This is a genomic window from Paenibacillus sp. FSL M8-0142, from assembly GCF_038597315.1.
GTDB classification, from domain to species: Bacteria; Bacillota; Bacilli; order Paenibacillales; family Paenibacillaceae; genus Paenibacillus_AQ; species Paenibacillus_AQ lactis.
In genome coordinates this window covers 4,864,137-4,890,709 of the sequence record NZ_CP152008.1, presented here as the reverse complement: position 1 = coordinate 4,890,709, position 26,573 = coordinate 4,864,137, and the positions used below count along the sequence as shown (strand labels likewise).

Below are 26,573 nucleotides of genomic sequence, written 5' to 3'. Positions count from 1 at the left end.
GCGAGTCTTATAATAGTAGAAAATGATTTTTTTTCATCCTTGAGGAGGCCTTAATTTACTATGCAGCTTACGAAAATATCGCAAAACACCGCCATTCTATTGGAGCATGCCAAAAATTCAGGAATGTCATCCGCCGATCTCTTGGATGCCGTTCGTTCACGGGAGGTTGAACGGTTCGGGACGGCCCAAACCGGCCATTTCCATTACGATGAATTGTTCTCCTACGCCGAGGAGCATGGGGAGAATCTGGAGAAGGCTGTACAGGAAGGCTACAGAATTACATTTAATACGCGGAACGGCTTGAAAATATGGCTGGAGGAAGCGTTTGGCATCAGCTCCGAATCCGACTTTCGCGTAGGCGAAGGGATCATAGATCAGCTGCAGCTGACGGAGGATCAGCTGGGCCGTTTGAAGGATACGCTCGCTGTTAATTGGACCATTCAAGAAGAACCTCTGACAGGCGGGAAGATTCAGGTTAAGCTTACGGTTAGAGGGCTGCAATAGAAGGGGAAATAGCCGTCATCCATCGGGATGGCGGCTATTTTTTGAGGACTGATTCATGGTCCTTTAGAACCTAAAAGCCTAAGCGTTTACCAGGCAAGTTTCTAGGAAGAAGGAGAGCGGGCGGATGCTCTGCATGCGATTTTACATCCGGCTTGGCGTAGGCAGCCCGAGGACGTCCAGCGCATCGCCCAGCGTCTCTTTAAACACCGAGGTCAGCCATACACGGAATTGGAGGACCTCCTCCTCCGCCTTCAGGATCGGGCATGCCGAATAAAAATTGTTAAACCATGAGCACAGCTCGTAAGTGAAGTTGCAAATGGCGCTTGGAGACAGCTCGCGTCCGGCCGTGACGAGGGTGTCCTGCCAAGTGCTGATATGTCTCAGCAAGGCGTGCTCGGCTTTTTCCATGGCAGGAAAATGTACAGGTCTTACTGGCTCCACACCGGATGCCTTCGCTTTATTCAGTACACTCAGCGCTCGTGCATAAGAATAGAGCAGGTATACTCCCGTATTGCCGGATATTTCGGTAGCCTGCTTGAGATCAAATACGACCTCGGTCTGTAGTGCAAAGCGAAGCAGGTAGTAACGGATGGAGGCGATCGCGATTTCGCGGCTGGACAGTCCGTTTTTATCCGAGCGGGTCTCCTCAATGACCTTCTCCACCTGATCGATAAGCTCCGTAATTTTAATACCGATCCCTTGACGCCCGGACATCGCGTAGGAGGCCTTGCCGTCACTCGTATCAATCCCTAGGTCAGCAGCAGCCGACGGACTGAGGGAAACGACCCCGTAACTCACATGACGGAGCTTCTCCGCTTCCTTGACGAACCCCAGGCTTTCGAGCGCCTGCTTGACCATCGCCTGCGGATATTGCTGCCTGTAATCAATAACATTGATTACCATAGAGGCTTTGCCGAACGGCTGCTGCTCGCCGTCAGCGCTTGTTGTCCACACATGCTCCGTAAATTTTTTGTAGGCAAAATCCTTGGCCAAAACCCCGTATTTCCACAAGTGGTACGCGATGTCCTTGGCCGTGTAGGTCAAAATGCCGTTGGAGCGGACAAGCACCTTATCCATGCTGTGCTCGGCCTCCGGATTTCCCGCAGCGTCTTCGCCGCCGGATTGCTTCAGCACCCAGCATCCAGCCAGCCTGCCCTCGGTTTCCTGCTGGAACAGCGGCGTATTCTTCAGCAGCTCGAATGCATAATCCCAGAAGCCCTCTCTTACGATGCTGCTCTCCCACACCAACAGATCATACTCGATGCCGAACTGCTTCATCTCCTCCAAATGCTCTTTAACGATCCGCTCCGCCACGAGGAGTCCGATCCACGCCAAGTTCTGGTGTCCTTCCTCCAGAGCGTGAAGCACTTCGGTTCGATGCTGCACGAGCGAAGGATCCTGCGTATAAGCCCGATTGGTGGCAGAGTATACATCCCAGCAATAATCCCCGAACCGGGCATGCTCTTGTGTGAGCGGAGTATGAAGAAGACCGACGACCGTATCTGCCAGCTGATTCCCCAGATCGTCGATATAGTTATGGACCTCGACTTCATAACCGAGCCTTCTCATCAATCTGACCAGCGTGTCGCCGATACAAGAATTTCGCAGATGGCCGATGTGTGCCGATTTATTCGGGTTGATGGATGTGTGTTCAATGACGATTTTTTCATCCGGGGCAGCAGGCAGCTCGAAACGCTGTCCCGCCCACGCCTCCCAGCGGATGCGGAGATTCAGAAAGCCCGGTGCCGCGACTTCTACGGAAGCTATAAGCTCGAGGAATGGCTCATGCTGATGAAGCTCCTGCTGAATCAGCCCGGCGATTTCAATGGGTGCCTTGCGCAAAACTTTGGCAAGCTGCATGGCGATGTTGGTCGCATAATCTCCATGCTCCATGCTCGCAGGCTGCTCGATACGGACCTGCACGGAATCCGGCAGCTTCGTGCCGAAGCTTTGGCACACCTTGCTTACGGCTTGTTCCAGGCTTTCAATGATAAAGTGACTTAACATAATGGTGAAATCCCCCTTTTAACAGTGACAACCATGTCTGAAAAAATAAAAAAGTCCGCGTCTCCTAAGAGACGAGGACTTATGCTCGCGGTACCACTCTTGTTGTCAACCCCCGAAATTGGAAGGCTGACCCCTTTGCTACGATAACGGTGTAAGCCGGGTCACCCTACTGAAAGTTTCGGATAACCGTCTCCTGGGCCCGTTTCACTGGCGGCTTCGTACCGGTTCCCACCTGTCCCGGCTCGCTTGGACTGAAGCGCGTGCAGCTACTCTCCCAATCACAGAACATCAAAATGATCGAGTTTTCCATATTATAACCAATCTGCTTCGAAAAGCAATACGATTTTTATTTCACCGCAACCAGCAGCGCGCCGACAGCAATCAGAGCAACGCCGGCTGCGTTGATCCAGGAAATTTTTTCACCCAGAAAAACAAAAGCAAGAATGACCGCCATCACGACGCTCAATTTATCGATCGGCCCTACCTGCGATACTTTGCCGTACTTCAGTGCCAGGAAGTAGAACAGCCATGATAAGGCACCGGCAATTCCGCTGAGCACGATGAAGCTGAGCGCCTTTTTCTGCGTTAGAATGTCGCCGAGCTGCGAGAATTTTCCCTGAACCGCTATGACCCCGAGCAAGAACAAGCCATGATGACTGATCGTATAGCGGTTGCGGAATTCGCGTCGATGTTCTGCAGGCCGATCTTGCCGAAGATGGCCACGAGCGCAGCGGCTACGGCAGACAGCAGCGCGTATATAAGCCACAAAGGCATACGCATCCTCCTCTTTTATGTATGTAGCTTGGCATCACTTTCGAATCCGACAGGGATTCTTTTTTTATAGTATAGGGTTATTGGGAAAAAGCCATTATTTTTTAATTTGGGTATCCCATGGAACGCAAAAAGGATCCCAAGGAACGCAAAAACACCGCCCTAAGGCGGTGTTATTTTTACGTCCCAGAAGGGATTCGAACCCCTGACCGACGGCTTAGAAGGCCGTTGCTCTATCCAGCTGAGCTACTGGGACACATTTTTTTCAAGCAAAAAATATATTATCATATGCTCTGGAATATTTCAACTATATATTTTTGAGAATAGAAGATTTTTGATGCGATTAGATTATGACTAGGCAATCCGGGGTTATATTGATAAAATACGGTTGCTCTTTACTTGATCGGTGATCCCGATCCCTCTAAGTAAGAGAAGGAACCCATGGAACCCGCGCTTTTTTAATCTTGGCGGTACATATGCTATAATCAACGAATATTAAAAACAGGACTAGAAAGGAGGTGTCCTTATCAAGGACTCTTACTCCCCCGAACAAGAGGATAAGAACATCATCCTGTTTCCGAAGACGCTGGATTATTATCAGATTCAGCTAACGGTTATGCTCGAGAATGAACGGTACGGCGAAGCGATGGAGGTGCTGCGGTTTCTGCTGCAATGCAGCGGACAGAATGAGCGGAACTATGAGGAATGGCGGGCCCTTCTGGAATGGCTGGAGGCAGCCTTCCCCGAAGCAGCCGTGCCCCGTGAGAATGATGCCGATACCGAGGAGATCGACGATCCGGACGAAGCGGAAATGACCCGCCAGATGGTTAACGATAAGGTAGCACAGGATGCAGGATATGCGGATAAACTTCTCGCTTCGGTCATGAACGGACCTTTGACCGAGCAGACGATCCTTGCGCTTGAACAGCTGGCCTATCTGGACCGTCCGGAAATCGATGCGGCTCTAGCGGATTGGCTTAGCGAGACCCCGCTTCATCCTCTGCTCCAATTCCGCGTGCTGCAGACGCTGCGCAGACGTGGCATGGAAGGGAGCGTAACGCTTAAGAGAGGACAGGAGGCCGTCGAAATCGAGATTGACTCGGTACCGCTCGATCCATCGGAATTCCCGCCTGCAATAACGAAAATATTGGAACGCGTTGCCGATCAGACAGAGGTTCACGAGCCGACGCTGTTTTATTTCGCTCAGGAATTATGGTCGCAGTTCATTATGGCCATTTACGGAACCTTGGATTACGAGTCCATGCTCGACGAGGATGAGTCTACGCTCGATATTTGGGCCGCAGCATTGCACGACATCGTGTCGGAGAGTTTAAAAGGGTTCCGGAATGAGGACGAAATCCGGCCGTTGTACGGAATTACGGACACCATGCGTTTTCGCTATGAGGGAGCATACCGTTCGTTAAAGCAATTCGTAGCTGCCGGGGCGGAGGAATAGGCAGAGATGGAAAACGTTTACGGTATCGCTCCATAAGGGTACGCCCTTGAAAAAGCATGTAATGTTGTTTATACTATAGTGGTTATTCGGTACGTGATAGATTATTGCGCCGACCACGTGAACTATTTTGGAGGGGAAAGCATAAATGAAAGCAACTTGGGAAAAAATAGAGAAGAACCTTGGCGTTCTTGACGTTGAGGTTGATGCGGATCGCGTTGCGGCCGCCCTCGACAAAGCTTTTAATAAAGTAGCGAAACAAGTAAATGTACCTGGATTCCGTAAAGGTAAAGTACCGCGCCCGATCTTTGAAGCTCGTTACGGCGTAGAGAGCTTGTATCAGGATGCAATCGACATTCTGCTCCCTGAAGTATACAGCGAAGCTGTTGAGCAAGCGGATATTTTCCCGGTAGATCGTCCAGAAGTAGAAATCGAGCAGTTCGCTAAAGGCGAAACCTTCAAATTCAAAGCAAAAGTAACCGTGAAGCCAGAAGTTAAGCTTGGCGATTACAAAGGACTTGAAGTTGCTGCTGTAACAGCTGAGGTTTCGGATGAGGAGCTGAACCAAGAGCTTGAGCGCCTGCAACAGCGTCATGCTGAGCTGGCTGTCATCGATGAAGGTTCGGCTGAATCCGGCGACATCGTCGTGATCGATTTCGACGGTTCCGTGGACGGCGTTCCTTTCGAAGGCGGACAAGCCGAGCGTTATTCCCTGGAGCTTGGAAGCAACACCTTCATCCCAGGCTTTGAAGATCAAGTGATCGGCATGGCTACGGGTGACTTCAAAGACGTGGAAGTGACATTCCCTGAAACCTACCACGCGGAAGAGCTGGCCGGCAAACAAGCAGTCTTCAAAGTGAAAGTGCATGAAATCAAGCGCAAGCAGCTTCCTGAGCTGGACGACGAGTTCGCTAAAGACGTAAGCGAGTTCGATACGCTTGATGAGTACAAGGAAGATCTGAAGAAGCAGCTTCTGGCCCGCAAAGAGCAGGAAGCTCAAGGCGTCCGCGAGAATGAAGTTGTTGAAAAAGCGGCAGCTAACGCCGAAATCGATATTCCGGAAGCGATGATTCAATCCGAAGTTCAGAACATGATGCGCGATTTCGACAACCGTCTTCGCCAGCAAGGCATGAACCTCGAGATGTTCCTCAGCTTCTCCGGCCAAACCAATGCGGATTTGGAAGGTCAGATGAAGGACGATGCCGAGAAGCGCGTTCGCAACAACCTTGTGCTTGAAGCGATTGCGAAAGAAGAGAAGCTTGAAGTTTCCGAAGAGGAAATCAACAAGGAACTGGACAATATGGCTGAAACGTACAAGCGTTCCGCCGAAGAAATCCGCAGCATCCTGGCTGCCAACGGTTCCCTTGACAGCCTTAGCGAAGAGCTGCTTCTCCGCAAGACGATTGATTTCTTGCTGGAAAACAGCGTAGAAGGCGCTCCAGTGGAGAAGAAGGAAGAAGCTGCAGAAACTGCGACTGAAGAATAATAAGAACAGGCGGCTGCCGAAGCTGCCGTTACATGAGATAGGGCACGTACTTTATGCGTGCCTTATTTTTACCTAAGAATAGCCAATTTTCAACTAAATGTGACATGAATTGGTTATTTTTTCGACATACATAATGAGACAAGTTGGCTGGATATATTTCTAGCGAAGTTCATAGAATGTAATCAGGGTTAAAAAATGACATTGCGCTTTGAACATGTTAGAATAACTTTTGTAACGCATAAGTAAATTTTCAAGGAAATGAGGTTGGTCGCATGAGTCTTGTACCTATGGTGGTGGAGCAAACCAGTCGAGGCGAAAGATCCTACGATATCTACTCAAGATTACTGAAGGATCGCATTATATTCCTCAGCAATGCGATCGATGACGATGTAGCCAATCTCGTCATTGCCCAGCTGCTCTTCTTGGCTGCGGAAGATCCGGAGAAAGACATCTCTCTGTACATCAATTCTCCTGGCGGTTCGGTGACGGCCGGGATGGGTATATATGATACGATGCAGTTGATTAAGCCTGATGTGTCCACTATTTGCGTCGGCATGGCCGCCAGCATGGGCTCGCTGCTGCTCACCGCCGGAGCGCCCGGCAAACGGTATGCGCTTGAGAACAGCGAAGTCATGATCCATCAGCCGCTTGGCGGAATTCAAGGTCAGGCATCCGATATCCAAATCCATGCAGATTGGATCATCAAGACCAGACAGAAACTTAACCAAATCTATGTGGAGCGCACGGGTCAGCCCCTTGAAAAAATCGAACGCGATACAGACCGTGACTTTTTTATGAGCGCGGAGGAAGCGAAGGCGTACGGTATTATTGACGAAGTTCTGTCTTCACCGACCAAATCATAAGGGGTGGTTATTGCATGTTTAAATTTAACGACGACAAAGGGCAGCTGAAATGCTCCTTCTGCGGCAAATCGCAGGAGCAGGTTCGCAAGCTGGTTGCGGGGCCCGGTGTTTATATATGTGACGAGTGCATTGACTTGTGCTCGGAAATCGTAGAGGAAGAACTCGGCCATGAGGAAGAAGTGGATTTGAAGGATATTCCGAAGCCGCGTGAAATTCGGGATATTCTTGACCAATACGTCATCGGACAGGACCAAGCGAAGAAGTCCTTATCGGTTGCCGTATATAACCACTACAAACGGATCAATACGCAAAACAAGATTGATGACGTTGAATTGCAGAAGAGTAACATTTTGCTGCTGGGACCTACAGGTTCAGGTAAAACATTGCTTGCGCAAACGATGGCTAAAATCTTGAACGTTCCGTTTGCCATTGCCGATGCCACCTCGTTGACGGAGGCCGGTTACGTGGGCGAGGATGTCGAGAACATCCTGCTCAAGCTGATCCAAGCCGCCGACTATGACGTGGAGAAAGCGGAACGCGGCATTATCTATATTGATGAAATTGATAAAGTGGCCCGCAAATCCGAGAATCCGTCCATCACTCGTGACGTTTCCGGCGAAGGGGTTCAGCAGGCGCTTCTGAAAATTCTGGAGGGAACGGTCGCTTCCGTTCCGCCGCAAGGTGGGCGCAAGCACCCGCACCAGGAGTTTATTCAGATCGATACAACCAACATTCTGTTCATTTGCGGCGGCGCATTTGACGGGTTGGAGCAGTACATCAAACGCCGGATCGGCAAGAAGGTCATCGGCTTCAACGCTTCCGCTGAAGGCCAGAAAGATCTGAAGCCAGGCGAATATTTGACGATGGTGCTGCCTGAGGACCTGCTCAAGTTCGGTCTCATTCCGGAATTTGTCGGCCGTCTGCCGGTTGTTTCCACATTGGAACCACTGGATGAGGCGACGCTGGTACGGATTCTGTCCGAGCCGAAGAATGCCCTCACCAAACAGTACCAGAAGCTGCTTGAGCTTGATAATGTCAATCTCAAGTTCGAACGCGGCGCTCTCGAAGCCATTGCCCAGGAGGCAATCAAGCGCAATACGGGCGCGCGCGGACTGCGCTCCATCATTGAAGGCATCATGCTGGATGTAATGTATGAAGTGCCGTCCAGAGACGATATCAAGGATTGCGTCATCACCGAACAGGTCGTTCGTGACAGAGTGATCCCTGAGCTGATGCAAGGCAAGGGAACGGAAGATGACAAGAAACAGGAAGAAAGCGCCTGAGGCGTTCTAACGCTGCGGACGTGATATAAATTTACGCTGATCCTCTCCACTTCCAGTTATGGCCATGAGCCTAGGCTGGAGTGGAGCTTTGGCGTTATACGGGAGAGATCGTACCATGTTTTTGAGACAAGACACACGGCCCGTTAAGGTGGGGAACCTCACCATAGGGGGAAATAACCAAGTCATTATTCAAAGCATGTGCACCACCAAAACAGCGGATGTCGAGGCGACCGTCGCGGAAATTTTGCGTCTGGAGGAAGCCGGATGCCAAATCGTCCGGGTAACGGTCAACAATGAGGAAGCCGCCGCTGCCATTAAGGAAATCAAGAAACGCATTCATATCCCGCTTGTTGCGGATATTCATTTCAACTATAAGCTTGCCCTTCTCGCCATAGAGAACGGCATCGATAAAGTCCGGATTAATCCCGGCAACATCGGAAAACGCGAGAAGGTCGAAGCGGTCGTAAAAGCGTGCAAGGAGAAAGGCATTCCGATCCGGATCGGCGTAAACGCCGGCTCGCTGGAGAATCATCTTCTTGAAAAATACGGCTATCCGACGCCGGAAGCGATGGTGGAGAGCGCCCTGTACCATATCGGTATTCTGGAGGAGCTCGATTTTCATGACATCATCGTATCCTTGAAGGCATCGGATGTTCCGATGGCTATTGCGGCGTATACGAAGGCTGCCGAGGTGATTCCTTACCCGCTTCACCTGGGCATTACGGAAGCCGGTACGCTGTTCTCCGGAACGGTGAAAAGCGCGGCCGGACTCGGTGCGCTCCTGTCGATGGGCATCGGCAACACGATGCGGATTTCGCTCAGCGCCGATCCGGTAGAGGAGATTAAAGTCGGACGCGAGCTTCTCAAAACGTTCGGATTGATTTCCGATATGGCAACGCTCGTATCCTGCCCGACGTGCGGACGTCTCGATATCGATTTGTTCTCCATTGCCAATGAGGTCGAGGAGTATATCTCGAAACTGAGAGTGCCGATCAAGGTATCCGTTCTTGGCTGTGCCGTGAACGGACCGGGTGAAGCGAGAGAGGCCGACATTGGAATTGCCGGCGCTCGCGGAGAGGGACTGCTGTTCCGTTACGGCGAAATGATTCGCAAGGTTCCGGAAGCCACGATGGTGGAGGAGCTGAAGAAAGAGATCGATAACATTGTGAAGGTGTACGAGGAGACAGGCGAAATCCCTGGCCGCAAGCATAAGTCCACGGTCTGAGCTTGATGGTATGCAATGTCAGTCACACATGGCCTTGGCATCGGTGGTTGCGATGTAACTAGAAGCCACATACCGTACGCTAAGCATTGTGTCGTGATTCCAAACACCATGCAGGAGCTCCATACATCTTTGCTTGGTAATTCAATAGCGTTTGCCTTAAGCGGCAGCCTCTGATTCAGGAGGCTGCCGCTTTTTGTTATTCTTCATCGGGATCGTCCTCGGATTCAGCCGAATTGCGTTCCGTGGACTCAAGTTGGGGGAACGACACTTCTGGTGAGCCACGAGTCAATGCAAGTACTGGGAGAACGTGAGAGCCGTCGCAAAGTGACACGATTGCAGAAAAGGAGCAAGTAGGTCCCGAAAAGGGACTTGAAGAGGCAAGGTGGGCTCCAAAGGAGCAAGCAAGTCCCCAAAAGGGACTTGCCCACCAGGAAAGCTTCAGCGGAGCAGGCGGAATTGTTCAGAAGAAGCGAAGCGTTCTCCTTTGCCCTCGGATTTCCTCATAGGAACCCAAAAATTCAAAGAAATCCGAGGGCAACAGAGATCGTAAGAACAATCCGCATGCGGAGTGCTGATAAACTGACAACGGTCCTACTAGCTGTGAAGATGTCCCCAAAAGGAACTAGTAGAGCGAAAGTGGGCTTCAAAGGAGCAAGCAAGTCCCCAAAAGGAACTAGTAGAGCGAAAGTGGGCTTCAAAAGAGCAAGCAAGTCCCCGAAAGGAACTTGTAAAGCGAAAATGGGCTCCAAAGGAGCAAGGAAGTCCCCAAAAGGGACTTGCCCACCAGGAAAGCTTCAACGGAGCAGGCGGAATGGTTCTGAAGAAGCGAAGCGTTCTCCTTTGTTCTCGGATTTCATCATAGGAACTCAGAATTCAAAGAAATCCGAGGGCAACAGAGATCGTAAGAACAATCCGCAGGCGGAGTGCTGATTAAGCTCACAACGGTCCTACTGGCAGTGAAGATGTACCCAAAGGGAACCTGCAGAGCGAAAGTGGGCTCCAAAGGAGCAAGCAAATCCCCAAAAGGGATTTGCCTTGCCCGCCAGGAAAGCTTCAACGGAGCAGGTGGAATTGTTCAGAAGAAGCGAAGCGTTCTCCTTGCCCTCGGATTTCATCAATAGGAACATAGAATTCAAAGAAATCCGAGGACAACAGAGATCGTAAGAACAATCCGCATGCGGAGTGCTGATTAAGCTCACAAAGGTTCAACTGGCTGTGAAGATGTCTTTTAAGGGACTTGTTGTGAAAAAGCCCCTTTACAAATTGTTCCCGCATTGGCGTTTTACCTGCAAACGAATCGGCAATACTACCAAGTATTAACGTTGGATCTTGACATAATGGAGAAACAGGAGGAATGACTTGTGAATCTGAGTATCGTGATTATGCTGGTGCAGCTGTTTTTTGCAGTCATCATCGGCATTTATTTTTGGAACTTATTGCGTGGGCAAAAGACCAGCAAGACCGCAGTGGACCGGGAATCGCGCAAGGAGCTCGATAAGCTGCGCAAGCTTCGGTCGGTGTCGTTGACGAAGCCGCTTGCGGAGAAGACGAGACCTCAGACCATGGACGACATCGTCGGGCAAAAGGACGGACTGCGCGCCTTGAAGGCCGCCCTGTGCAGCGCCAATCCGCAGCACGTCATTATCTATGGCCCGCCGGGAGTGGGCAAGACGGCGGCAGCGCGCGTGGTGATGGAGGAAGCGAAGAAGAATCCGCAATCGCCGTTTAAATACGATGCAAAGTTTACGGAGATCGATGCGACCACCGCCCGTTTTGACGAGCGTGGTATTGCCGATCCGCTCATCGGGTCGGTGCACGATCCGATCTATCAGGGGGCTGGCGCGATGGGCGTAGCCGGCATTCCGCAGCCGAAGCCGGGCGCAGTGACGAAAGCGCACGGCGGCATTCTGTTCATTGACGAAATCGGCGAATTGCACCCGATTCAGATGAATAAGCTGCTAAAAGTACTGGAGGACCGCAAGGTCCTGCTTGAAAGTGCATATTATAATTCAGAGGATGCCAATACGCCAGCCTATATTCACGATATTTTTCAAAACGGACTTCCAGCCGATTTCCGCTTGGTTGGCGCGACCACGCGCTCGCCGGAAGAAGTTGCGCCCGCTCTTCGTTCACGCTGCATGGAGATCTTCTTCCGTCCGCTGCTCCCCGAGGAGATCGGTAAAATCGCGGAGGATGCCATTCAGAAGATAGGCCTTGGCGCAGCGCCGGAAGCGGTGGACGTCGTGAAGCAGTACTGCTCCAATGGACGCGAGGCCGTCAATATGATTCAACTCGCCGCAGGGCTTGCATTAACGGAAAAAAGAGACTCCATCCGCGCCTCGGATGTAGAGTGGGTAGCGAGCAGCAGTCAGCTGCAGCCCCGCCCGGACCGCAAGGTGCCGGAGAAGCCGCAGATCGGCGTTGTCAACGGGCTGGCCGTATACGGTCCGAATATGGGGGCGCTGCTCGAGATTGAAGTGTCAGCGGTGCCGGTCGAGAAGGGACAGGGCACCTACAATATTACCGGTGTCGTGGATGAAGAAGAGCTTGGCGGGGGATCGCGCAAGCTGCGGCGCAAGAGCATGGCCAAGGGATCGATTGAGAACGTCCTGACCGTGCTGGAAGCGATGGGCTTCTCGCCGAAGGATTATAATCTCCATATCAATTTCCCGGGGGGAACCCCGATTGACGGCCCGTCCGCCGGTATTGCGATGGCAACGGCGATCGTATCGGCGATTAAGGGAATTGAGGTCGATAATAAAATTGCGATGACCGGTGAGATGAGCATTCACGGCAAAGTGAAGCCGATCGGCGGGGTGATTGCCAAAGTGGAGGCAGCGTTCCAGGCCGGAGCAACCCGTGTCATCATCCCGAAGGATAACTGGCAATCGTTATTCCAGGATCTGAGCGGCGGCTTGCGGGTCATTCCGGTCGAAACGGTCGACGAGGTGTTCCGCCAAGTATTCGGCGGCTCGCTGGCGGCGGACATCGTGGAGCTTCCGAACACCGACATCTATCCGGCCTCCTCGGCATCGCTTCTGCAGGCCACGCCACCGCGCAATGGCAAAATGACCGATGCCGGCGGCGTTTAAGTTTCCCGTTGTTGGTTTTTTATACGCAGATTTGATAAAATAGGAATAGTGTCAACATTGAGAGCCATTGGAGGTGCGAAAGCGATGGGACCAAGTAAAACCAAAGGTCGTCGTTTTCCTTTATTGCCTTTAAGAGGTCTTCTTGTCTACCCGAGTATGGTGCTTCATTTGGATGTAGGCCGGGAGAAATCCGTAAAGGCTTTAGAAAAGGCGATGGTTGAAGACAATTTGATTCTCCTGTGTTCTCAATCGGAAGTGAACATTGAAGAACCGACGCAAGAGGATATTTTTCGAATTGGAACCGTTGCGAATGTACGCCAGATGCTTAAGCTTCCAAACGGTACCATACGCGTGCTTGTGGAAGGTATGGAACGGGCGGAAATTATTCAATATACGGATCAAGCGGATTACTACGAGGTCATCGCGCGCGAGCTTCCGGAGGAAGAGAACAATGACCCTGAAGTATCCGCTTTGATGCGGACGGTGCTGTCACAGTTTGAGAATTATATCAATTTGTCCAAGAAAGTTACGCCCGAGACGCTTGCGGCCGTCTCCGATATCGATGAGCCGGGGCGTCTGGCGGATGTCATTACAAGCCACTTATCGTTAAAGATCAAGGATAAACAGGAGATCCTTGAGACGATCGACGTCCGCAAACGGCTGGAAAAGCTGCTGGATATTTTAAACAACGAGCGCGAAGTGCTGGAGCTGGAGCGAAAGATCAACCAGCGGGTTAAGAAGCAGATGGAGAAGACCCAGAAGGAATACTATCTGCGCGAGCAGATGAAGGCCATCCAGAAAGAGCTTGGCGATAAGGAAGGCCGTGCCGGGGAAGTCGAGGAGCTGCGCAGTCAGCTGCAAGAGCTTCAGCTTCCGGAACGCGTCCACGAGAAAGTCGAGAAGGAAATTGACCGCCTCGAGAAGATGCCGGCCAGTTCGGCAGAAGGCGGCGTCATCCGGAATTACGTCGATTGGCTGCTTGCCTTGCCGTGGACGAACAAGACCGAAGACGATCTCGACATCGCAAAAGCCGAGCAGGTCCTGGATGAGGATCACTACGGGCTGGAGAAGCCGAAAGAGCGCGTGCTGGAATATTTGGCCGTGCAGAAGCTCGTAAAGAAGATGAAGGGGCCGATTCTGTGCTTGGTCGGACCGCCGGGCGTCGGCAAAACGTCGCTGGCCCGTTCCATCGCCCGCTCCCTGGAGCGCAAATTCGTCCGCATTTCCCTCGGCGGCGTGCGGGATGAAGCCGAAATTAGGGGACATCGCCGGACTTATGTCGGGGCCATGCCCGGCCGAATCATTCAAGGCATGAAGACCGCAGGCTCTTTAAATCCGGTATTCTTGCTCGACGAAATCGATAAAATGGCTTCGGATTTCCGCGGCGACCCGTCTTCGGCGCTGCTGGAGGTGCTCGATCCGGAACAGAACAATACGTTCAGCGATCACTTTATCGAAATTCCGTTTGATTTATCCCAGGTCATGTTCGTGACGACAGCCAACGCTCTTCATAACATTCCAAGACCGCTGCTCGATCGGATGGAGGTTCTCTATATTCCGGGTTACACGGAAATCGAAAAGCTCCAGATTGCGAACCGCTATCTGCTGCCGAAGCAGAAGAGCGAGCACGGGCTTGAGCCCGAGCAGCTCCAGGTAGACGAAGGGGCGCTCCTGAAGGTGATCCGTGAATATACGCGGGAGTCCGGCGTCCGGAACCTGGAGCAGCAGGTGGCGGCTCTGTGTCGGAAGGCCGCGAAGCGGATTGTTACGAACGAATCCGATTCCATTGTGATCGGTGCGGACGATATTAAGGATTATCTCGGCATTCCGAAGTTCCGCTACGGTATGGCCGAGCTGGAGGACCAAGTCGGAACCGTAACCGGTCTTGCGTGGACCGAGGTTGGCGGCGAGACGCTGACCATTGAGGTTACCGTCGTTCCCGGAACCGGCAAGCTGACGCTAACGGGCAAGCTGGGAGATGTAATGAAGGAGTCGGCTCAGGCAGCTTTCAGCTTTACCCGTTCGAAGGCCGCAGAGCTCGGCATCGACCCGGATTTCCACGAGAAGCTGGATGTCCACATCCATATCCCCGAAGGAGCCATTCCGAAGGATGGTCCGTCTGCAGGCATCACGATTGCTACGGCCCTTATTTCATCCTTAACGAAGCGCCATGTTGCCCGTGACGTGGCGATGACCGGCGAGATTACACTCCGCGGACGCGTGCTGCCGATCGGAGGGCTTAAGGAGAAGTCCTTGGCCGCTCATAGGGCCGGCTACAAAAAAATATTGCTCCCGAAAGATAACGAGAGGGATTTGCGCGACATTCCGGACAGTGTCAAGAATGACGTCGAATTCGTTCCGGTATCCCACATGGACCAAGTTCTCGAGCATGCGCTCGTAGAGCAGGCGGGAGTGCATTAGAGAGGAACCTTTAAAAATCATGAAAGTAACAAAAGCCGAATTCGTCATCAGTGCGGTCGGTCCTGCTCAATATCCTGAAGACGCCTTGCCGGAAATTGCTCTGGCAGGGCGTTCCAATGTGGGCAAGTCCTCACTGATCAACCGTATGATATCGAGAAAGAACTTGGCCCGTACGAGCGCAACGCCAGGCAAGACGCAGCAGCTCAATTATTACCGGGTCAACGAGGATTTGTATTTGGTCGACTTTCCGGGGTACGGATACGCCAAGGTATCCAAAAGCCAGCGCGCGGCGTTCGGCGAGATGGTCGAGAAATATTTGCTCAGCCGGGATGAGCTGAAGCTCGTTCTGCTGGTGGTCGATATGCGCCACCCGCCTACAAAGGACGATGTCAGCATGTATGAGTGGCTGCAGCATTACGACCGACCGGTGTGCGTCGTCGCGACCAAAGCGGACAAAATCCCGAAGACGCGCAGACAGAAACACGTCAAGATTGTAAAGGAAACGCTTGGCTTTCAGCCTCATCATTCATTCGTCATGTTCTCTTCGGAGTTAGGGCTTGGTAAAGAGGAGCTATGGGAAATCATCGAATCACATATCGGATACCGTCAAGAAAACGGCGAAGGGGACAAGGGCGATTTCCGGGATGCAGCCGTCGAAGAAGACGAATAAGCGTAATCGAGCGGATTTGCCTGATTTTTTGAGTAATAGAGGGAATCGGTGTATTCTTGACAGGAAAGTGAGCATGTTGAGGGAAATCTCAGTCTGATTCCGGCTAAAACCGTTTTTTTATGAAATATGATGAATAATCTCGTTCGGACGACAGGAAAGACCGCTGGGATGTACAGTATAATGGGAGTAAGTTAAAAGAATTGAGGGATTTTTATGGCTCAGCGGTTAGCCACAGAATATGTTAATGCCACAATGCAAATGACGGATGTTCAAATGGATCGATTTCTGCAAGGGACCCACGCTTTCCGGGTGAGCAGCCGAGTGAAAGTGATGGACGGCGGAGAGCATGAGTTCGTGCTTGAAGATGAAAGCGGGGAAGAAGTTCATTTGCCCTTTGAACGCAAGAATGGCCTGTACGTCTGTGAGCTGTCGTGCCGATTGGTAACTCCCCATCTGGCCGATGCCGTACGTAAGCTGTTTACGGCTTTTAAGGGGTCGGGGAAGGTAAATCGGATCTATCGCGGCTTTACAATGAGCTATGATTACCACGTCGGAACGGTTCACCGAATCACCCAGATGACCGGGAACGAGAGTATCGTCATATACGAGTACAAGAATACGGCCGGAGAGCTGCTGCGCCTGTTTAACAGCAAGGAAGCTGAGAAAGAGATCGAATCCATTCAGCGGAATATTAATCTTCTTCTGGACCAGCGGATTGCGGCAGGCAATGACATGTCTAAGATCCAATCGATCGATGAACAGCTCCGGAGCTACAATCAGCGGCTATTCGTTCTCGAAGCATAAGACTAGGTTAGGCTGCCCATAAATGGGCGGCTTTTTTATTTGCGGAAGGGGAGTAATCTTAGTCACAGCTTCGGAATTTGGCACATATATTGAGCTGTAAAATTATTTATTAGGTTATTTTTGAAAAAGGTGTTGCATTTCGCTGTCATAGATGTTATTTTTAATCTCGTTGAAAAGAATATAGGAACCAGGATTCACTCAGGACATGTAATGTTGCGAGAGATTATTCCCTCGGGAAGTGAATGACGTAGGTCCTAGCGGATGAAATTTTCAAACATTTTATTCCTAGGAAGGGGGAAACCGGAAGATGGAATACTCAACTTTCGGAAGACACGTTGCTGTTGATACTTGGGGAGTCGATTTTGAACTATTGAACAGTGCAGAATTTTTACAAGCTCAGATGGTCGAAGCCGCTGAAGCATGTGGAGCAACGGTATTGTCCGTCCAATCCAAGCAGTTCGAGCCACAAGGAGCTACGGTGCTTGTATTGCTGTCGGAAAGCCATCTCTCGATTCACACATACCCTGAGAGAGGTTTTGCTGCGATTGACTGTTACACCTGCGGGGAGACGGTAGATCCGCAATTGGCTATTGACTACCTGGTATCCGTACTGAAACCTGAAAAATGCTATGCTAAGAAACTCGTACGCGGACTTGGAGAAATGAAGGTCGAGACGCCCGAGATGAAACTGGCCGAACTCGTTTAACAGGCCAACTACAAATTGTGTATACCTATAACCATGGAGTCCTCCATGGTTATTTATTTTGAGACGACCTTTTCAAGGAAAATCATACGTATATCTCCAGTGCTGAATATCCACAATAGTAAGGTGTCGGTAAACAGGAAATGAGGGGGAGTCCCCATGAACAGAATATAACGAAACATGGGGATTTCATAAACATTTCATAAAATAGACAAGGGGATTTGGCTGACTGTGATATAATGAACAAGGTCAGGGCAGACCGCTTGATCGCGGTCATACTATCGGAGAAATAGGCAGGTGAACATGCAATGCACATCGTCGTTGTTGGGTTGAATTATCGCACGGCGCCCGTGGAGGTCAGGGAACGCTTTACGTTTTCGGAAGCTGAATTGCCGGAGGCGCTGCGGGAGCTGAAATCAACCAAGAGCGTATTGGAGGGCGTCATTGTCGCTACCTGCAACCGTACTGAGATTTATGTTGTGGTAGATCGCCTTCATATGTGCGGCTACTTTATCCGCAGTTTTATGGAGCAGTGGTTCGGCATTAACCGTGAGGAATTTACACAGCATCTATATATATATGAAGATGAACAGGCCATTTCCCATCTGTTCAAGGTCACCTGCGGCCTGGATTCCATGGTGATCGGAGAGACGCAGATCCTGGGACAGGTTCGCAATGCCTTTTTAACATCCCAGCAGCATCATGCTACCGGAACCTGGTTCAATATGCTGTTCAAGCAGGCGGTAACGCTCGGAAAACGCGCCCACTCGGAAACCTCGATCGGCGAGAGCGCCGTGTCGGTCAGCTATGCGGCGGTAGAGCTTGGCAAACGGATTTTCGGCACGTTCAACGATAAGAAGGTTATGATTCTCGGCGCAGGCAAGATGAGCGAGCTTACCGTCAAGCATCTTTATGCCAACGGCGCCGCAGAGGTAATTGTGGCTAACCGGACGCTGGGCCGCGCCCAGGAGCTTGCGAGCAAGTTCAAGGGCACGCCCTGCACGATGGAAGAAGGCATGGGGCTTCTTTATGACGTAGACATCATTATCAGCTCGACGGGCTCGAATGAATACGTGCTGAATGCCGACCGGGTAAGGGAGAGCATGAAGAAGCGCCAGTCGCGGCCGCTGTTCATGATTGATATTGCCGTTCCGCGGGATATCGATCCGGCTGTCGGCGAGCTGTCGAATGTATTTTTGTATGACATTGATGATTTGGAAGGTATTGTTGAGACGAATATGGAAATGCGCCGCGTCGAGGCCGCTAAGATCGAGGTTATGATTCAGGCGGAGATGGACGCATTCCACACTTGGCTGAAGACGCTTGGCGTCAGACCGGCGATTCGCGCTCTGCAGGAGAAATCCAATACCATCCACGAAGAGACGCTTGAAAGCTTATTTAATAAGCTTCCGGAATTGGACGAACGTCAGCGCAAGGTTATTCGCCGATTGACGAAGAGCATCGTTAACCAAATGATGCATGACCCGATCAATCGGATTAAAGAAATGACCGGCGGTAAGCACGGCAATGAAGCGCTCGACTATTTCACTCAAATTTTCGCGCTGGAAAGCCTGATTCATGAAAAAGAGCAGGGGACCCGCAGCCACACCAAGGACAAAGCAGCAACCAAAGCTGAAGCGATATCGAGCGCTGCCGATCGGCAGGCAGAGGAGAAGCCCATAAAGGTATCTCTTGCCCCAGCCACCCTATGAGGCGGGTGAATTCATTCCATGCTGCTAAACCTTATTTATAATACCGGCATTTGTATCTATGCCCTGAGCCTTCTGTTTTTTATCTCGGATTGCGTATCGCGCAATTCGGTGGCGAAGCGGATAGGCACAGGGCTTCTTGGCATAACGGCGCTGCTTCAGCTTGGGGGAATCGGGATCAGAGCGATGGAGGGCGGGCATTTTCATCTCCCCGTGTTTACGTTGTTTGATTTCTTGCTCCTCCTTACGTTCTGCATCACGATAACATCGATGGCACTAACGTATTTAAAGCGATCCGAGTATGCGGTGCTGCTGATCAACCTTGTCGGCTTCTGCGTCATGCTGGTCAACCAGCTTTGGTTCAAAGCCGGAGGAGATAACGCCCTATGCAGCTGGGAGACTGAGCATCGGCTCCTGCTGATTCACATCGCGCTGGCGAGCATAAGCTTTGCCGCACTGACGGTAGGGGCTGTTTTTGCCGCAATCTATATGTTTCTGCACCGAAAGCTTAAGCATAAACACTGGAATGATACGGTACGAAGATTGCCCAGCTTGGAGAAGCTGGACATTTACGCTTATAAAGCGTTGATGACGGGAACGGCGATTTTGGTGCTGTCCTTGATCGTGGCAATCATGTCGGTTGCCATGGCAGGGCGATGGCAGCTGCTCCTGGATATTAAGGTGCTGTCTACGCTCCTTGCGCTCAGTATGTATATTGTTTATTTCCTGAAACGCAGCCTGCTGAAACGCTCCGGCATGGAGGCCGCGGTTTGGGCGCTGATCGGGTACGGATTCATTATATTGAACTTTTATCTGAATACGTGGTCCGGATTTCACAGCTGGTCAGGAGTGTGACGGATGATGAAGGATTCTAAGTATGTGCCCGTGATGCTGAAATGCGACGGGCGTTTATGCTTGCTGGTCGGCGGCGGTGCCGTGGCTGAACGGAAGGCCGCGGCGCTTCTGGATGCCGGAGCAAGCGTACATATTGTAAGCCCCCAATTAAAGAGCGGCCTGCTTCGCAGGCTGGCAGATGAAGGAGCCGTGCAATGGACCAGCAGGGTCTATGAGCCGGGGGACCTGCAAGGAGCTTTCCTGGTTTACGCCGCAACGGACGATGATACGCTGAATAAAACGATCGCACTGGAGGCCGACCGGCTTGGAATATGGGTGAACGTGGCCAGCGACGGAGAGGCGGGCTCGTTCATCAGCCCGGCGGTCATGCGCCGGGGAAGATTGACCTTAGCGGTAGCTACGTCCGGGGCAGGGCCCGCTGCGGCCGTGCGAATTCGGCAGCAGCTCGAAGAGCAGTTCGGCCAGGAATACGAGGAATATCTCGATATATTATACAGCATGCGCTCGGCGATTAAGGCACAAGCGGCATCCGCTGAGGCGCGCAAACGGCTGTTGGACCGATTATACCGATTGGATATTCTCGGCGATATTCGCCGCGAAGGTTATGCGTCCTGGAATACGGATAAAATCAAGCTATGGATTGAGAACAATCAGGAGGAATGAATATGCGCACGATCGTGGTTGGCAGCAGGCAGAGTGCTCTTGCACTTACACAAACAGGACAAGTTATCGATGATTTGAAGCGGTTAGCGAAGGAACATGGATTAGAGTACGAGTTTACCGTCAAGAAAATCGTCACGAAAGGCGATCGCATTGTCGATGTTACCCTGTCCAAAGTTGGCGGGAAAGGACTGTTCGTAAAGGAAATCGAGCAAGCCATGCTGGACGGGGAAATCGATATGGCGGTGCACAGCATGAAGGATATGCCGTCCGTTCTTCCGGAAGGCCTGGTGTCCGGTGCCGTTCCTAAGCGGAAGGATCCCCGCGACTGCCTCATTTCCATGGAAGGCTCGACATTGGATGATCTTCCGCAAGGGGCGAAGGTGGGGACAAGCAGTCTGCGCCGCTCCAGCCAGCTGAAGGCGTACCGGCCGGATCTGAAGATTGACTGGATCCGCGGCAATATCGACTCCCGGATCCGGAAGCTGGAGAGCGGGGAATTCCAGGCTATTATTCTCGCAACGGCAGGTCTTCAGCGGATGGGCTGGGAGGATCGGATCACGTCCTATCTGCCAATCGATATCAGCTTGCCGGCCGTGGGACAAGGCGCGCTCGGAATCGAATGCCGCGAGAACGATGCGGAGCTTCTGCATCTGCTATCCCTCTACAACGATGAGGTGACAGCACGGACCGTATCGGCAGAACGCAGGTTCCTGAGCGAGCTGAACGGGGGCTGCCAAGTACCGATCGGAGCGTATGCTGTCATCAAGGAGGATTCAGGAGATTCCCGCGGAGCTCAAAACATTATACAATTAACAGGTATGGTAGGTTCTCCGGACGGCGAAATCATCCTTAAAGAAACCGCCGAGGGAACCGATCCTGAATCGCTCGGAATCGAAGTGGCCGAGAAGCTGAAGGCTAAGGGAGCAGAGAAGATTCTGGCACAAGTTAGGGGATGAGGGGATGGCAGGTAAGGTTTATCTCGTAGGAGCGGGTCCTGGCGACGCGCGCCTGATTACAATTAAAGGCAAGGAATGTATAGAGAAAGCCGATGCCATTGTATATGACCGGCTTGCGAGCCCAAGGCTGCTTAAGTGGGCAAAGCCGGGCGTCGAGAAGGTGTACGTCGGCAAGCTGCCCGACCGGCATACGATGAAGCAGGAGGAGATCAACCAGCTGCTCGTTGATTTGGCGCTGGAAGGCAAGGTGGTCGTTCGTTTGAAAGGCGGCGACCCGACCATATTCGGGAGGGTCGGGGAGGAAGCGGAGCTGCTTAGGCAAAACGGCATTTCATATGAGATCGTGCCGGGAATCACGTCGGCGATCAGCGTGCCGGCCTACGCGGGCATACCGGTCACCCATCGCGAGCATGCCTCTTCCTTGTCCATCGTGACCGGTCTTGAGAGTCCGGAGAAGCTCGATCGAATGATTCAATGGGATAAAGTGACCAACGCAACCGGGACGTTGATCTTCATGATGGGAGTGGCAAAGATCGGCTACATCAGCCGTCAATTGATCAAGCATGGCCGGTCTCCGGCAACCCCCGTAGCTCTGGTAAGATGGGGAACCCGCGCCGAGCAGGATACGCTGACCGGCACGCTGGCCGACATTGAGGAGAAGGTCCAAGCGGCCGACTTCCAGCCGCCTGCCGTTATTGTCGTTGGGGATGTCGTCCTGCAGCGGGAGCGGCTGAAGTGGGCCGAGAAGCTGCCCTTATTCGGCAAGCGAATTCTCGTAACGAGAACCCGGAGCCAGGCCAGCTCGCTTGTATCGAAAATCGAGGACCTTGGCGGAGAACCCTATGAATTTCCCGTCATCGAAACGATCTCGCCGACATCGGATGAGGCTGTTGCCGGCCTGCGGTCCGCGCTGGACAAGCTTCCGATCTATGATTGGGTCTTCTTCACGAGCACCAACGGGGTGGAATTCTTCTTCCGTCATTTAAAAGAGTACGGGCGGGACATCCGCTCGCTAGCCGGTGCACGGATCGTTGCAGTCGGCCCGGCTACGGCCGAAGCGCTTCGCGATTACGGCATAGCGCCTGAGGTGCTGAAGGAGCGGTTTCAGGCTGAAGGCTTGATCGATGCCTATGGCCCCGAGCTTGCTGCCGGCCAGAACGTACTGCTTCCCCGAGGGAATCTGGGCCGTTCATGGCTGCCAGAGAAACTGACCGAAATGGGGCTGTCCGTTACGGAAGCAACCATGTACGAGAACGTATTGTGCGGGGAGGATGACGAGGAGCTGATGAAGCTGTTTGCCGAAGGCGGAATTCATGCCGTTACGTTTACGAGCTCCTCAACCGTTACGAACCTGCTGAAGGTGCTTGAGCGGATGGGGGCCGAGAACCCTGTTGAGCTGCTGAAAGGCTCAGCTATCGCTTGCATCGGTCCCCTCACGGCCCAAACCGCGGCCGAGGCCGGACTGGACGTTACGATGATGGCGGAGGAGGCAACCATCGACAGTCTGGTGGAGGCTCTCTGCAGCTGGAATCAGCAGGAAGACGATCCTCGCACGCGATAGGGCTATCATTCATTCGTTTAATTTCCATATATCGCTTGTAATCTCCTAAAATTGCGAGTTCAAAAAGTCGGGTTTTCAAAGACGACTTTTTGAACAACCTCTAAAAAAGAAAGGTTGTCACAGCTATGAGTTTTCCAATCGTACGCCACCGCCGGCTGCGTCAAAATGCCGGCATCCGCAGCATGGTCCGCGAGACCGTGCTGCATCCCGAGGATTTGGTGCAGCCGATCTTCGTTACCTACGGCAGCGGCGTGAAATCCGAAATTTCGTCGATGCCTGGCGTCTTTCATTTTTCGCTCGATACGTTGAAGGACGAAGTGGATGAGATCGTTCAGCTGGGCATTCCTGCTGTGCTGCTGTTCGGGATACCGGAGACGAAGGACAGTATCGGCACCTCGGGGTTTGCCGACGACGGAATCGTTCAGGAAGCAACCCGGCTTATTAAATCGTGGTACCCGGATCTTCTCGTCATTGCGGATACCTGCCTGTGCGAATTTACGGATCACGGGCACTGCGGCATGGTCCATACGTATGAGCGTGACGGCCATGTGTGCGGCGACGTCCTGAACGACGAATCCCTGGAGCTGCTCGTCCGTACCGCCGTATCCCAAGCCAAGGCGGGCGCGGATATTATCGCGCCGTCCAACATGATGGACGGTTTCGTACAGGCTATCCGTTCGGGTCTTGACGATGCCGGTTTCCAGAACGTGCCGATCATGTCGTATTCTGTTAAATATGCGTCGGCGTTCTACGGCCCGTTCCGGGAGGCGGCCGACTCCGCGCCGCAGTTCGGCGACCGGAAAACGTACCAGATGGACCCGGCGAACGTGAGGGAAGCGCTGCGCGAGGCGGAATCCGACGTGCTGGAAGGTGCGGACATGCTGATGGTGAAGCCGGCGATGGCCTATCTTGACGTTGTAAGATTGCTGCGAGATCAGTTCGACTTGCCGATCGTGGCTTATAATGTCAGCGGGGAATATTCGATGATCAAAGCCGCCGCCCAGCAAGGCTGGATCAGTGAGAAGGCGATCGTTATGGAGCTGCTGACCGGAATGAAACGCGCCGGCGCCGATATTATCATTACGTATTTCTCCAAGGATGCGGCACGCTGGATGCGCTAACCCGTAACGATACGATTATACAGTTAGGAGTTGCTAATATGAGCCAAGGTTTGAGAAAAGAAGAATTGTCGCGCTCTGCCTTTGAGGAAGCCAAGAAGTATATTCCCGGCGGTGTCAACAGCCCTGTCCGCGCGTTCAAGTCGGTGGGACTGACGCCGATCTATATCGAGCGCGGGGAAGGAAGCCGCGTTTATGATATCGATGGCAACAGCTTTATCGATTATGTCGGATCCTGGGGCCCGCTGATTATGGGACATGCGCATCCGGAAGTGGTCGAAGCTCTCCAAGAGACTGCGAAGAAAGGGACCAGCTTCGGTGCTCCGACGCTTCTGGAGACGGAGATGGCCAAGCTGGTCTGTGAGCGCGTGCCGTCCATCGAGGTGGTGCGCATGGTGAACTCCGGCACGGAAGCGACGATGAGCGCGATCCGTCTTGCCAGAGGCGTTACCGGCCGCAGTAAGATCATCAAATTCGAAGGCTCCTATCACGGTCATGCGGACAGCCTTCTTATCAAAGCCGGTTCAGGTATCGCCACGCTCGGCCTGCCTGACAGCCCGGGCGTTCCGGAAAGCGTAGCTTCCAATACCATTGCGGTGCCGTATAATGATTTGGAATCCGTTCAGCTTGCCTTTGAACGGTTCGGCGAAGAGATTGCCGCCGTCATTGTAGAGCCGGTTGCCGGCAATATGGGCGTCGTGCCGCCGCAGGAAGGTTTCCTTGCGGGCCTCCGCAAGGTGACGGCCGATTATGGCAGCCTGCTTATTTTCGACGAAGTCATGACCGGATTCCGTGTCGGCCTGAACTGTGCGCAGGGTCGTTATGGCGTTACGCCGGATTTGACCTGCCTCGGCAAAGTGATCGGCGGCGGCCTGCCGGTTGGCGCTTATGGCGGCAAGCGGGAGCTGATGGAGCAAATTGCACCGGCGGGTCCGATCTATCAGGCGGGAACGCTCAGCGGAAATCCGCTGGCGATGGCGGCAGGCTATACGACGCTGAAGCTGCTCACGCCTGCGGTCTATGATCAGCTGGAGGAGCGCGGTGCGCGCCTGCAGGCCGGCTTTGAACGCAATGCGAAGGAATTCGGCATTCCGCTCACGATTAACCGGATCGGCTCCATGGTCTGCCCGTTCTTTACCGATGTGCCGGTCGTTAACTTCGACACCGCCAAAACAAGCGATTTGGCGCGGTTCAACCGTTATTTTGCCGCAATGGTGCAGGAGGGCGTCAGCGTGCCACCGTCCCAGTTCGAGGGCATGTTCATATCCGCGGCGCACACGACGGAGGATATCGACGCAACGATCGAGGCGAACTATAACGCCTTCAAGAGCTTATGAGCTATCAGGGAAGCTGGGTCCGGCGGGGCGAATGGCTTGAAATGACGCCGGGCAAAGCACTGACCGGACAAGCGGACCGGGAGGAAGCCGCCGGCCGGTGGCTGCTGGATACCGTGGGGATGCCCGAGAAGCTGTATCGCAAGCTCCGTCAGGAACAGGGAATACGATGGAGAGGGGACCGGCTGTCGCTGGTCCTTTTTCCTTACCGGGAATATGGGATCGAGCCGAGGTGGCATGAGCTTGACGTGCTGTACGAGGATGAATTTTGCCTCGTCGTGAACAAGCCTGCGGGGATGTCCGTTCATCCCGCAGACCCTGCCAGCCGGGAGATCACGCTCAATCACGCGGTTGCGGCTTATTATGAAACGGCTGGAATCCGCGCGGCCGTCCGGCATATCCACAGGCTGGATAAGGATACGACGGGGCCGGTATTGTACGCCAAGAATGAATACGCCCAGCTCAAGCTGGATGAAGCGATGCGGAAGAAGGAGATCGTCCGCATCTATGCCGCCATCGTTCAAGGCCGGGTAGGGGATGACTTGAAAACCATCGCCCTGCCGATCGGGAAGGATCGCCATCATTCGGGCCGCCGCCGGGTTTCGCTTACCGGACAGCCGGCCATTACCCATATTATTTCATCGGAGATCTACCCGGGCACGAGCTTGCTGCATGTAAGCCTTGAAACCGGGCGGACGCATCAAATCCGGGTTCACTTGAGCCATATGGGGCATCCGCTGCTCGGGGATACGATGTACGGGGGCCGCGCCATCGGCCTTGGCAGACAGGCGCTTCACGGGGAAAGACTGCATTTTTCCCATCCCTTCACCGGCGAAGAGCTGGAGATCCATGCGCCGTGGCCGGAGGATTTAACAGCGCTTCGGAGACAATTCGCGCACGAGTGAATCGAGCATGAAGGCATGTATACAAAGCTGTTGCTCTAGCGGCCAAGCAGCCCTGTCGACAACCCTTCAGGGCGCTGCAGATAAGGCTGCCTGCCGGTCGGATCCAGCACCAGGATTCAGCCCCAATCCGTAAAAAAGTCATGCACTCCTTTTTCCCGCATATAAATAAGTTGAGTGGCAAAAAAATGGC

20 protein-coding genes, 1 tRNA gene, 1 pseudogene and 1 other annotated feature are annotated in these 26,573 nt (G+C 52.8%); of the genes and pseudogenes, 19 read left to right on the top strand and 3 right to left on the bottom strand.

Annotated elements, in window-relative coordinates:
• The first annotated feature begins 60 nt into the window (after positions 1–60).
• Positions 61–504, top strand: a complete 444-nt coding sequence (locus NSQ46_RS22520; protein WP_007130756.1) for a hypothetical protein — start codon at positions 61–63, stop codon at positions 502–504.
• Positions 505–645: 141 nt separating this feature from the next.
• Here the strand turns inward: NSQ46_RS22520 and argS are convergent, their stop codons facing one another.
• The 3 genes and pseudogenes from argS to NSQ46_RS22505 all read right to left on the bottom strand — a co-directional run bounded on the left by argS (position 646) and on the right by NSQ46_RS22505 (position 3,538).
• On the bottom strand, positions 646–2,511 hold the full coding sequence (gene argS, locus NSQ46_RS22515) for an arginine--tRNA ligase (RefSeq protein ID WP_341341661.1): 1,866 nt from the start codon (positions 2,509–2,511) through the stop codon (positions 646–648).
• Positions 2,512–2,575: 64 nt separating this feature from the next.
• Positions 2,576–2,802, bottom strand: a binding site (T-box leader).
• 55 nt (positions 2,803–2,857) lie between these two features.
• Positions 2,858–3,285: pseudogene (locus NSQ46_RS22510) on the bottom strand (EamA family transporter).
• A gap of 179 nt (positions 3,286–3,464) precedes the next feature.
• Positions 3,465–3,538, bottom strand: a tRNA-Arg gene (locus NSQ46_RS22505).
• Positions 3,539–3,898: 360 nt separating this feature from the next.
• Between NSQ46_RS22505 and NSQ46_RS22500 the strand changes: the two genes are divergently transcribed.
• From NSQ46_RS22500 to NSQ46_RS22415, 18 genes are all read left to right on the top strand, one after another.
• Positions 3,899–4,738 (top strand): hypothetical protein, encoded by an 840-nt coding sequence (locus NSQ46_RS22500; protein WP_213616078.1) that lies wholly within the window; start codon positions 3,899–3,901, stop codon positions 4,736–4,738.
• A gap of 145 nt (positions 4,739–4,883) precedes the next feature.
• Positions 4,884–6,221: a trigger factor gene (gene tig, locus NSQ46_RS22495; RefSeq protein WP_007130752.1), complete on the top strand. Its 1,338-nt coding sequence runs from the start codon at positions 4,884–4,886 to the stop codon at positions 6,219–6,221.
• Positions 6,222–6,493: 272 nt separating this feature from the next.
• On the top strand, positions 6,494–7,084 hold the full coding sequence (clpP, locus tag NSQ46_RS22490) for an ATP-dependent Clp endopeptidase proteolytic subunit ClpP (RefSeq protein ID WP_007130751.1): 591 nt from the start codon (positions 6,494–6,496) through the stop codon (positions 7,082–7,084).
• Between the two features lie 14 nt (positions 7,085–7,098).
• Complete coding sequence (clpX, locus tag NSQ46_RS22485; protein ID WP_007130750.1) at positions 7,099–8,367, top strand: ATP-dependent protease ATP-binding subunit ClpX; 1,269 nt, start codon at positions 7,099–7,101, stop codon at positions 8,365–8,367.
• 115 nt (positions 8,368–8,482) lie between these two features.
• The gene (ispG, locus tag NSQ46_RS22480) at positions 8,483–9,592 is read left to right on the top strand and encodes a flavodoxin-dependent (E)-4-hydroxy-3-methylbut-2-enyl-diphosphate synthase (protein WP_007130749.1); all 1,110 of its coding nucleotides are present in this window, start codon (positions 8,483–8,485) and stop codon (positions 9,590–9,592) included.
• 1,361 nt (positions 9,593–10,953) lie between these two features.
• The gene (gene lonB / locus NSQ46_RS22475; protein ID WP_213617196.1) at positions 10,954–12,684 is read left to right on the top strand and encodes an ATP-dependent protease LonB; all 1,731 of its coding nucleotides are present in this window, start codon (positions 10,954–10,956) and stop codon (positions 12,682–12,684) included.
• 84 nt (positions 12,685–12,768) lie between these two features.
• On the top strand, positions 12,769–15,105 hold the full coding sequence (gene lon / locus NSQ46_RS22470; protein WP_007130747.1) for an endopeptidase La: 2,337 nt from the start codon (positions 12,769–12,771) through the stop codon (positions 15,103–15,105).
• Positions 15,106–15,124: 19 nt separating this feature from the next.
• Positions 15,125–15,775: a ribosome biogenesis GTP-binding protein YihA/YsxC gene (yihA, locus tag NSQ46_RS22465; RefSeq protein WP_028406590.1), complete on the top strand. Its 651-nt coding sequence runs from the start codon at positions 15,125–15,127 to the stop codon at positions 15,773–15,775.
• Positions 15,776–15,988: 213 nt separating this feature from the next.
• Positions 15,989–16,579 carry a hypothetical protein gene (locus NSQ46_RS22460; RefSeq protein WP_007130745.1) on the top strand — a complete coding sequence of 197 codons (591 nt, stop codon included), beginning with the start codon at positions 15,989–15,991 and terminating at the stop codon, positions 16,577–16,579.
• A gap of 307 nt (positions 16,580–16,886) precedes the next feature.
• Positions 16,887–17,285: an adenosylmethionine decarboxylase gene (gene speD / locus NSQ46_RS22455; RefSeq protein ID WP_007130744.1), complete on the top strand. Its 399-nt coding sequence runs from the start codon at positions 16,887–16,889 to the stop codon at positions 17,283–17,285.
• A 305-nt stretch (positions 17,286–17,590) separates the two neighbouring features.
• A complete protein-coding gene (gene hemA, locus NSQ46_RS22450) occupies positions 17,591–18,994 on the top strand; it encodes a glutamyl-tRNA reductase (RefSeq protein ID WP_007130743.1) in 1,404 nt (467 codons plus the stop codon).
• A gap of 18 nt (positions 18,995–19,012) precedes the next feature.
• On the top strand, positions 19,013–19,846 hold the full coding sequence (ccsA, locus tag NSQ46_RS22445; RefSeq protein ID WP_342574725.1) for a cytochrome c biogenesis protein CcsA: 834 nt from the start codon (positions 19,013–19,015) through the stop codon (positions 19,844–19,846).
• 3 nt (positions 19,847–19,849) lie between these two features.
• Positions 19,850–20,509: a bifunctional precorrin-2 dehydrogenase/sirohydrochlorin ferrochelatase gene (locus tag NSQ46_RS22440; RefSeq protein ID WP_342574724.1), complete on the top strand. Its 660-nt coding sequence runs from the start codon at positions 19,850–19,852 to the stop codon at positions 20,507–20,509.
• Between the two features lie 2 nt (positions 20,510–20,511).
• On the top strand, positions 20,512–21,465 hold the full coding sequence (hemC, locus tag NSQ46_RS22435) for a hydroxymethylbilane synthase (protein WP_007130740.1): 954 nt from the start codon (positions 20,512–20,514) through the stop codon (positions 21,463–21,465).
• 4 nt (positions 21,466–21,469) lie between these two features.
• Entirely contained in the window at positions 21,470–23,026 is a 1,557-nt protein-coding gene (cobA, locus tag NSQ46_RS22430) for a uroporphyrinogen-III C-methyltransferase (protein WP_342574722.1), read from the top strand.
• A gap of 125 nt (positions 23,027–23,151) precedes the next feature.
• Complete coding sequence (hemB, locus tag NSQ46_RS22425; RefSeq protein WP_007130738.1) at positions 23,152–24,147, top strand: porphobilinogen synthase; 996 nt, start codon at positions 23,152–23,154, stop codon at positions 24,145–24,147.
• Positions 24,148–24,185: 38 nt separating this feature from the next.
• Positions 24,186–25,481, top strand: a complete 1,296-nt coding sequence (gene hemL, locus NSQ46_RS22420) for a glutamate-1-semialdehyde 2,1-aminomutase (protein WP_028406586.1) — start codon at positions 24,186–24,188, stop codon at positions 25,479–25,481.
• Positions 25,478–26,383, top strand: coding sequence for an RluA family pseudouridine synthase (locus NSQ46_RS22415; protein ID WP_340901196.1), 906 nt, complete (start codon positions 25,478–25,480; stop codon positions 26,381–26,383). Before hemL ends, NSQ46_RS22415 begins: the two co-directional genes overlap by 4 nt.
• The last annotated feature ends 190 nt before the right edge of the window (positions 26,384–26,573 follow it).

Excerpts from the sequence above, each read along its gene's own strand:
- NSQ46_RS22520 (WP_007130756.1), top strand. The coding sequence starts at position 61 with ATGCAGCTTACGAAAATATCGCAAAACACCGCCATTCTATTGGAGCAT.
- argS (WP_341341661.1), bottom strand. The coding sequence starts at position 2,511 with ATGTTAAGTCACTTTATCATTGAAAGCCTGGAACAAGCCGTAAGCAAG.
- NSQ46_RS22500 (WP_213616078.1), top strand. The coding sequence starts at position 3,899 with ATGCTCGAGAATGAACGGTACGGCGAAGCGATGGAGGTGCTGCGGTTT.
- tig (WP_007130752.1), top strand. The coding sequence starts at position 4,884 with ATGAAAGCAACTTGGGAAAAAATAGAGAAGAACCTTGGCGTTCTTGAC.
- clpP (WP_007130751.1), top strand. The coding sequence starts at position 6,494 with ATGAGTCTTGTACCTATGGTGGTGGAGCAAACCAGTCGAGGCGAAAGA.
- clpX (WP_007130750.1), top strand. The coding sequence starts at position 7,099 with ATGTTTAAATTTAACGACGACAAAGGGCAGCTGAAATGCTCCTTCTGC.
- ispG (WP_007130749.1), top strand. The coding sequence starts at position 8,483 with ATGTTTTTGAGACAAGACACACGGCCCGTTAAGGTGGGGAACCTCACC.
- lon (WP_007130747.1), top strand. The coding sequence starts at position 12,769 with ATGGGACCAAGTAAAACCAAAGGTCGTCGTTTTCCTTTATTGCCTTTA.
- yihA (WP_028406590.1), top strand. The coding sequence starts at position 15,125 with ATGAAAGTAACAAAAGCCGAATTCGTCATCAGTGCGGTCGGTCCTGCT.
- NSQ46_RS22460 (WP_007130745.1), top strand. The coding sequence starts at position 15,989 with ATGGCTCAGCGGTTAGCCACAGAATATGTTAATGCCACAATGCAAATG.
- speD (WP_007130744.1), top strand. The coding sequence starts at position 16,887 with ATGGAATACTCAACTTTCGGAAGACACGTTGCTGTTGATACTTGGGGA.
- hemA (WP_007130743.1), top strand. The coding sequence starts at position 17,591 with ATGCACATCGTCGTTGTTGGGTTGAATTATCGCACGGCGCCCGTGGAG.
- ccsA (WP_342574725.1), top strand. The coding sequence starts at position 19,013 with ATGCTGCTAAACCTTATTTATAATACCGGCATTTGTATCTATGCCCTG.
- NSQ46_RS22440 (WP_342574724.1), top strand. The coding sequence starts at position 19,850 with ATGATGAAGGATTCTAAGTATGTGCCCGTGATGCTGAAATGCGACGGG.
- hemC (WP_007130740.1), top strand. The coding sequence starts at position 20,512 with ATGCGCACGATCGTGGTTGGCAGCAGGCAGAGTGCTCTTGCACTTACA.
- cobA (WP_342574722.1), top strand. The coding sequence starts at position 21,470 with ATGGCAGGTAAGGTTTATCTCGTAGGAGCGGGTCCTGGCGACGCGCGC.
- hemB (WP_007130738.1), top strand. The coding sequence starts at position 23,152 with ATGAGTTTTCCAATCGTACGCCACCGCCGGCTGCGTCAAAATGCCGGC.
- hemL (WP_028406586.1), top strand. The coding sequence starts at position 24,186 with ATGAGCCAAGGTTTGAGAAAAGAAGAATTGTCGCGCTCTGCCTTTGAG.
- NSQ46_RS22415 (WP_340901196.1), top strand. The coding sequence starts at position 25,478 with ATGAGCTATCAGGGAAGCTGGGTCCGGCGGGGCGAATGGCTTGAAATG.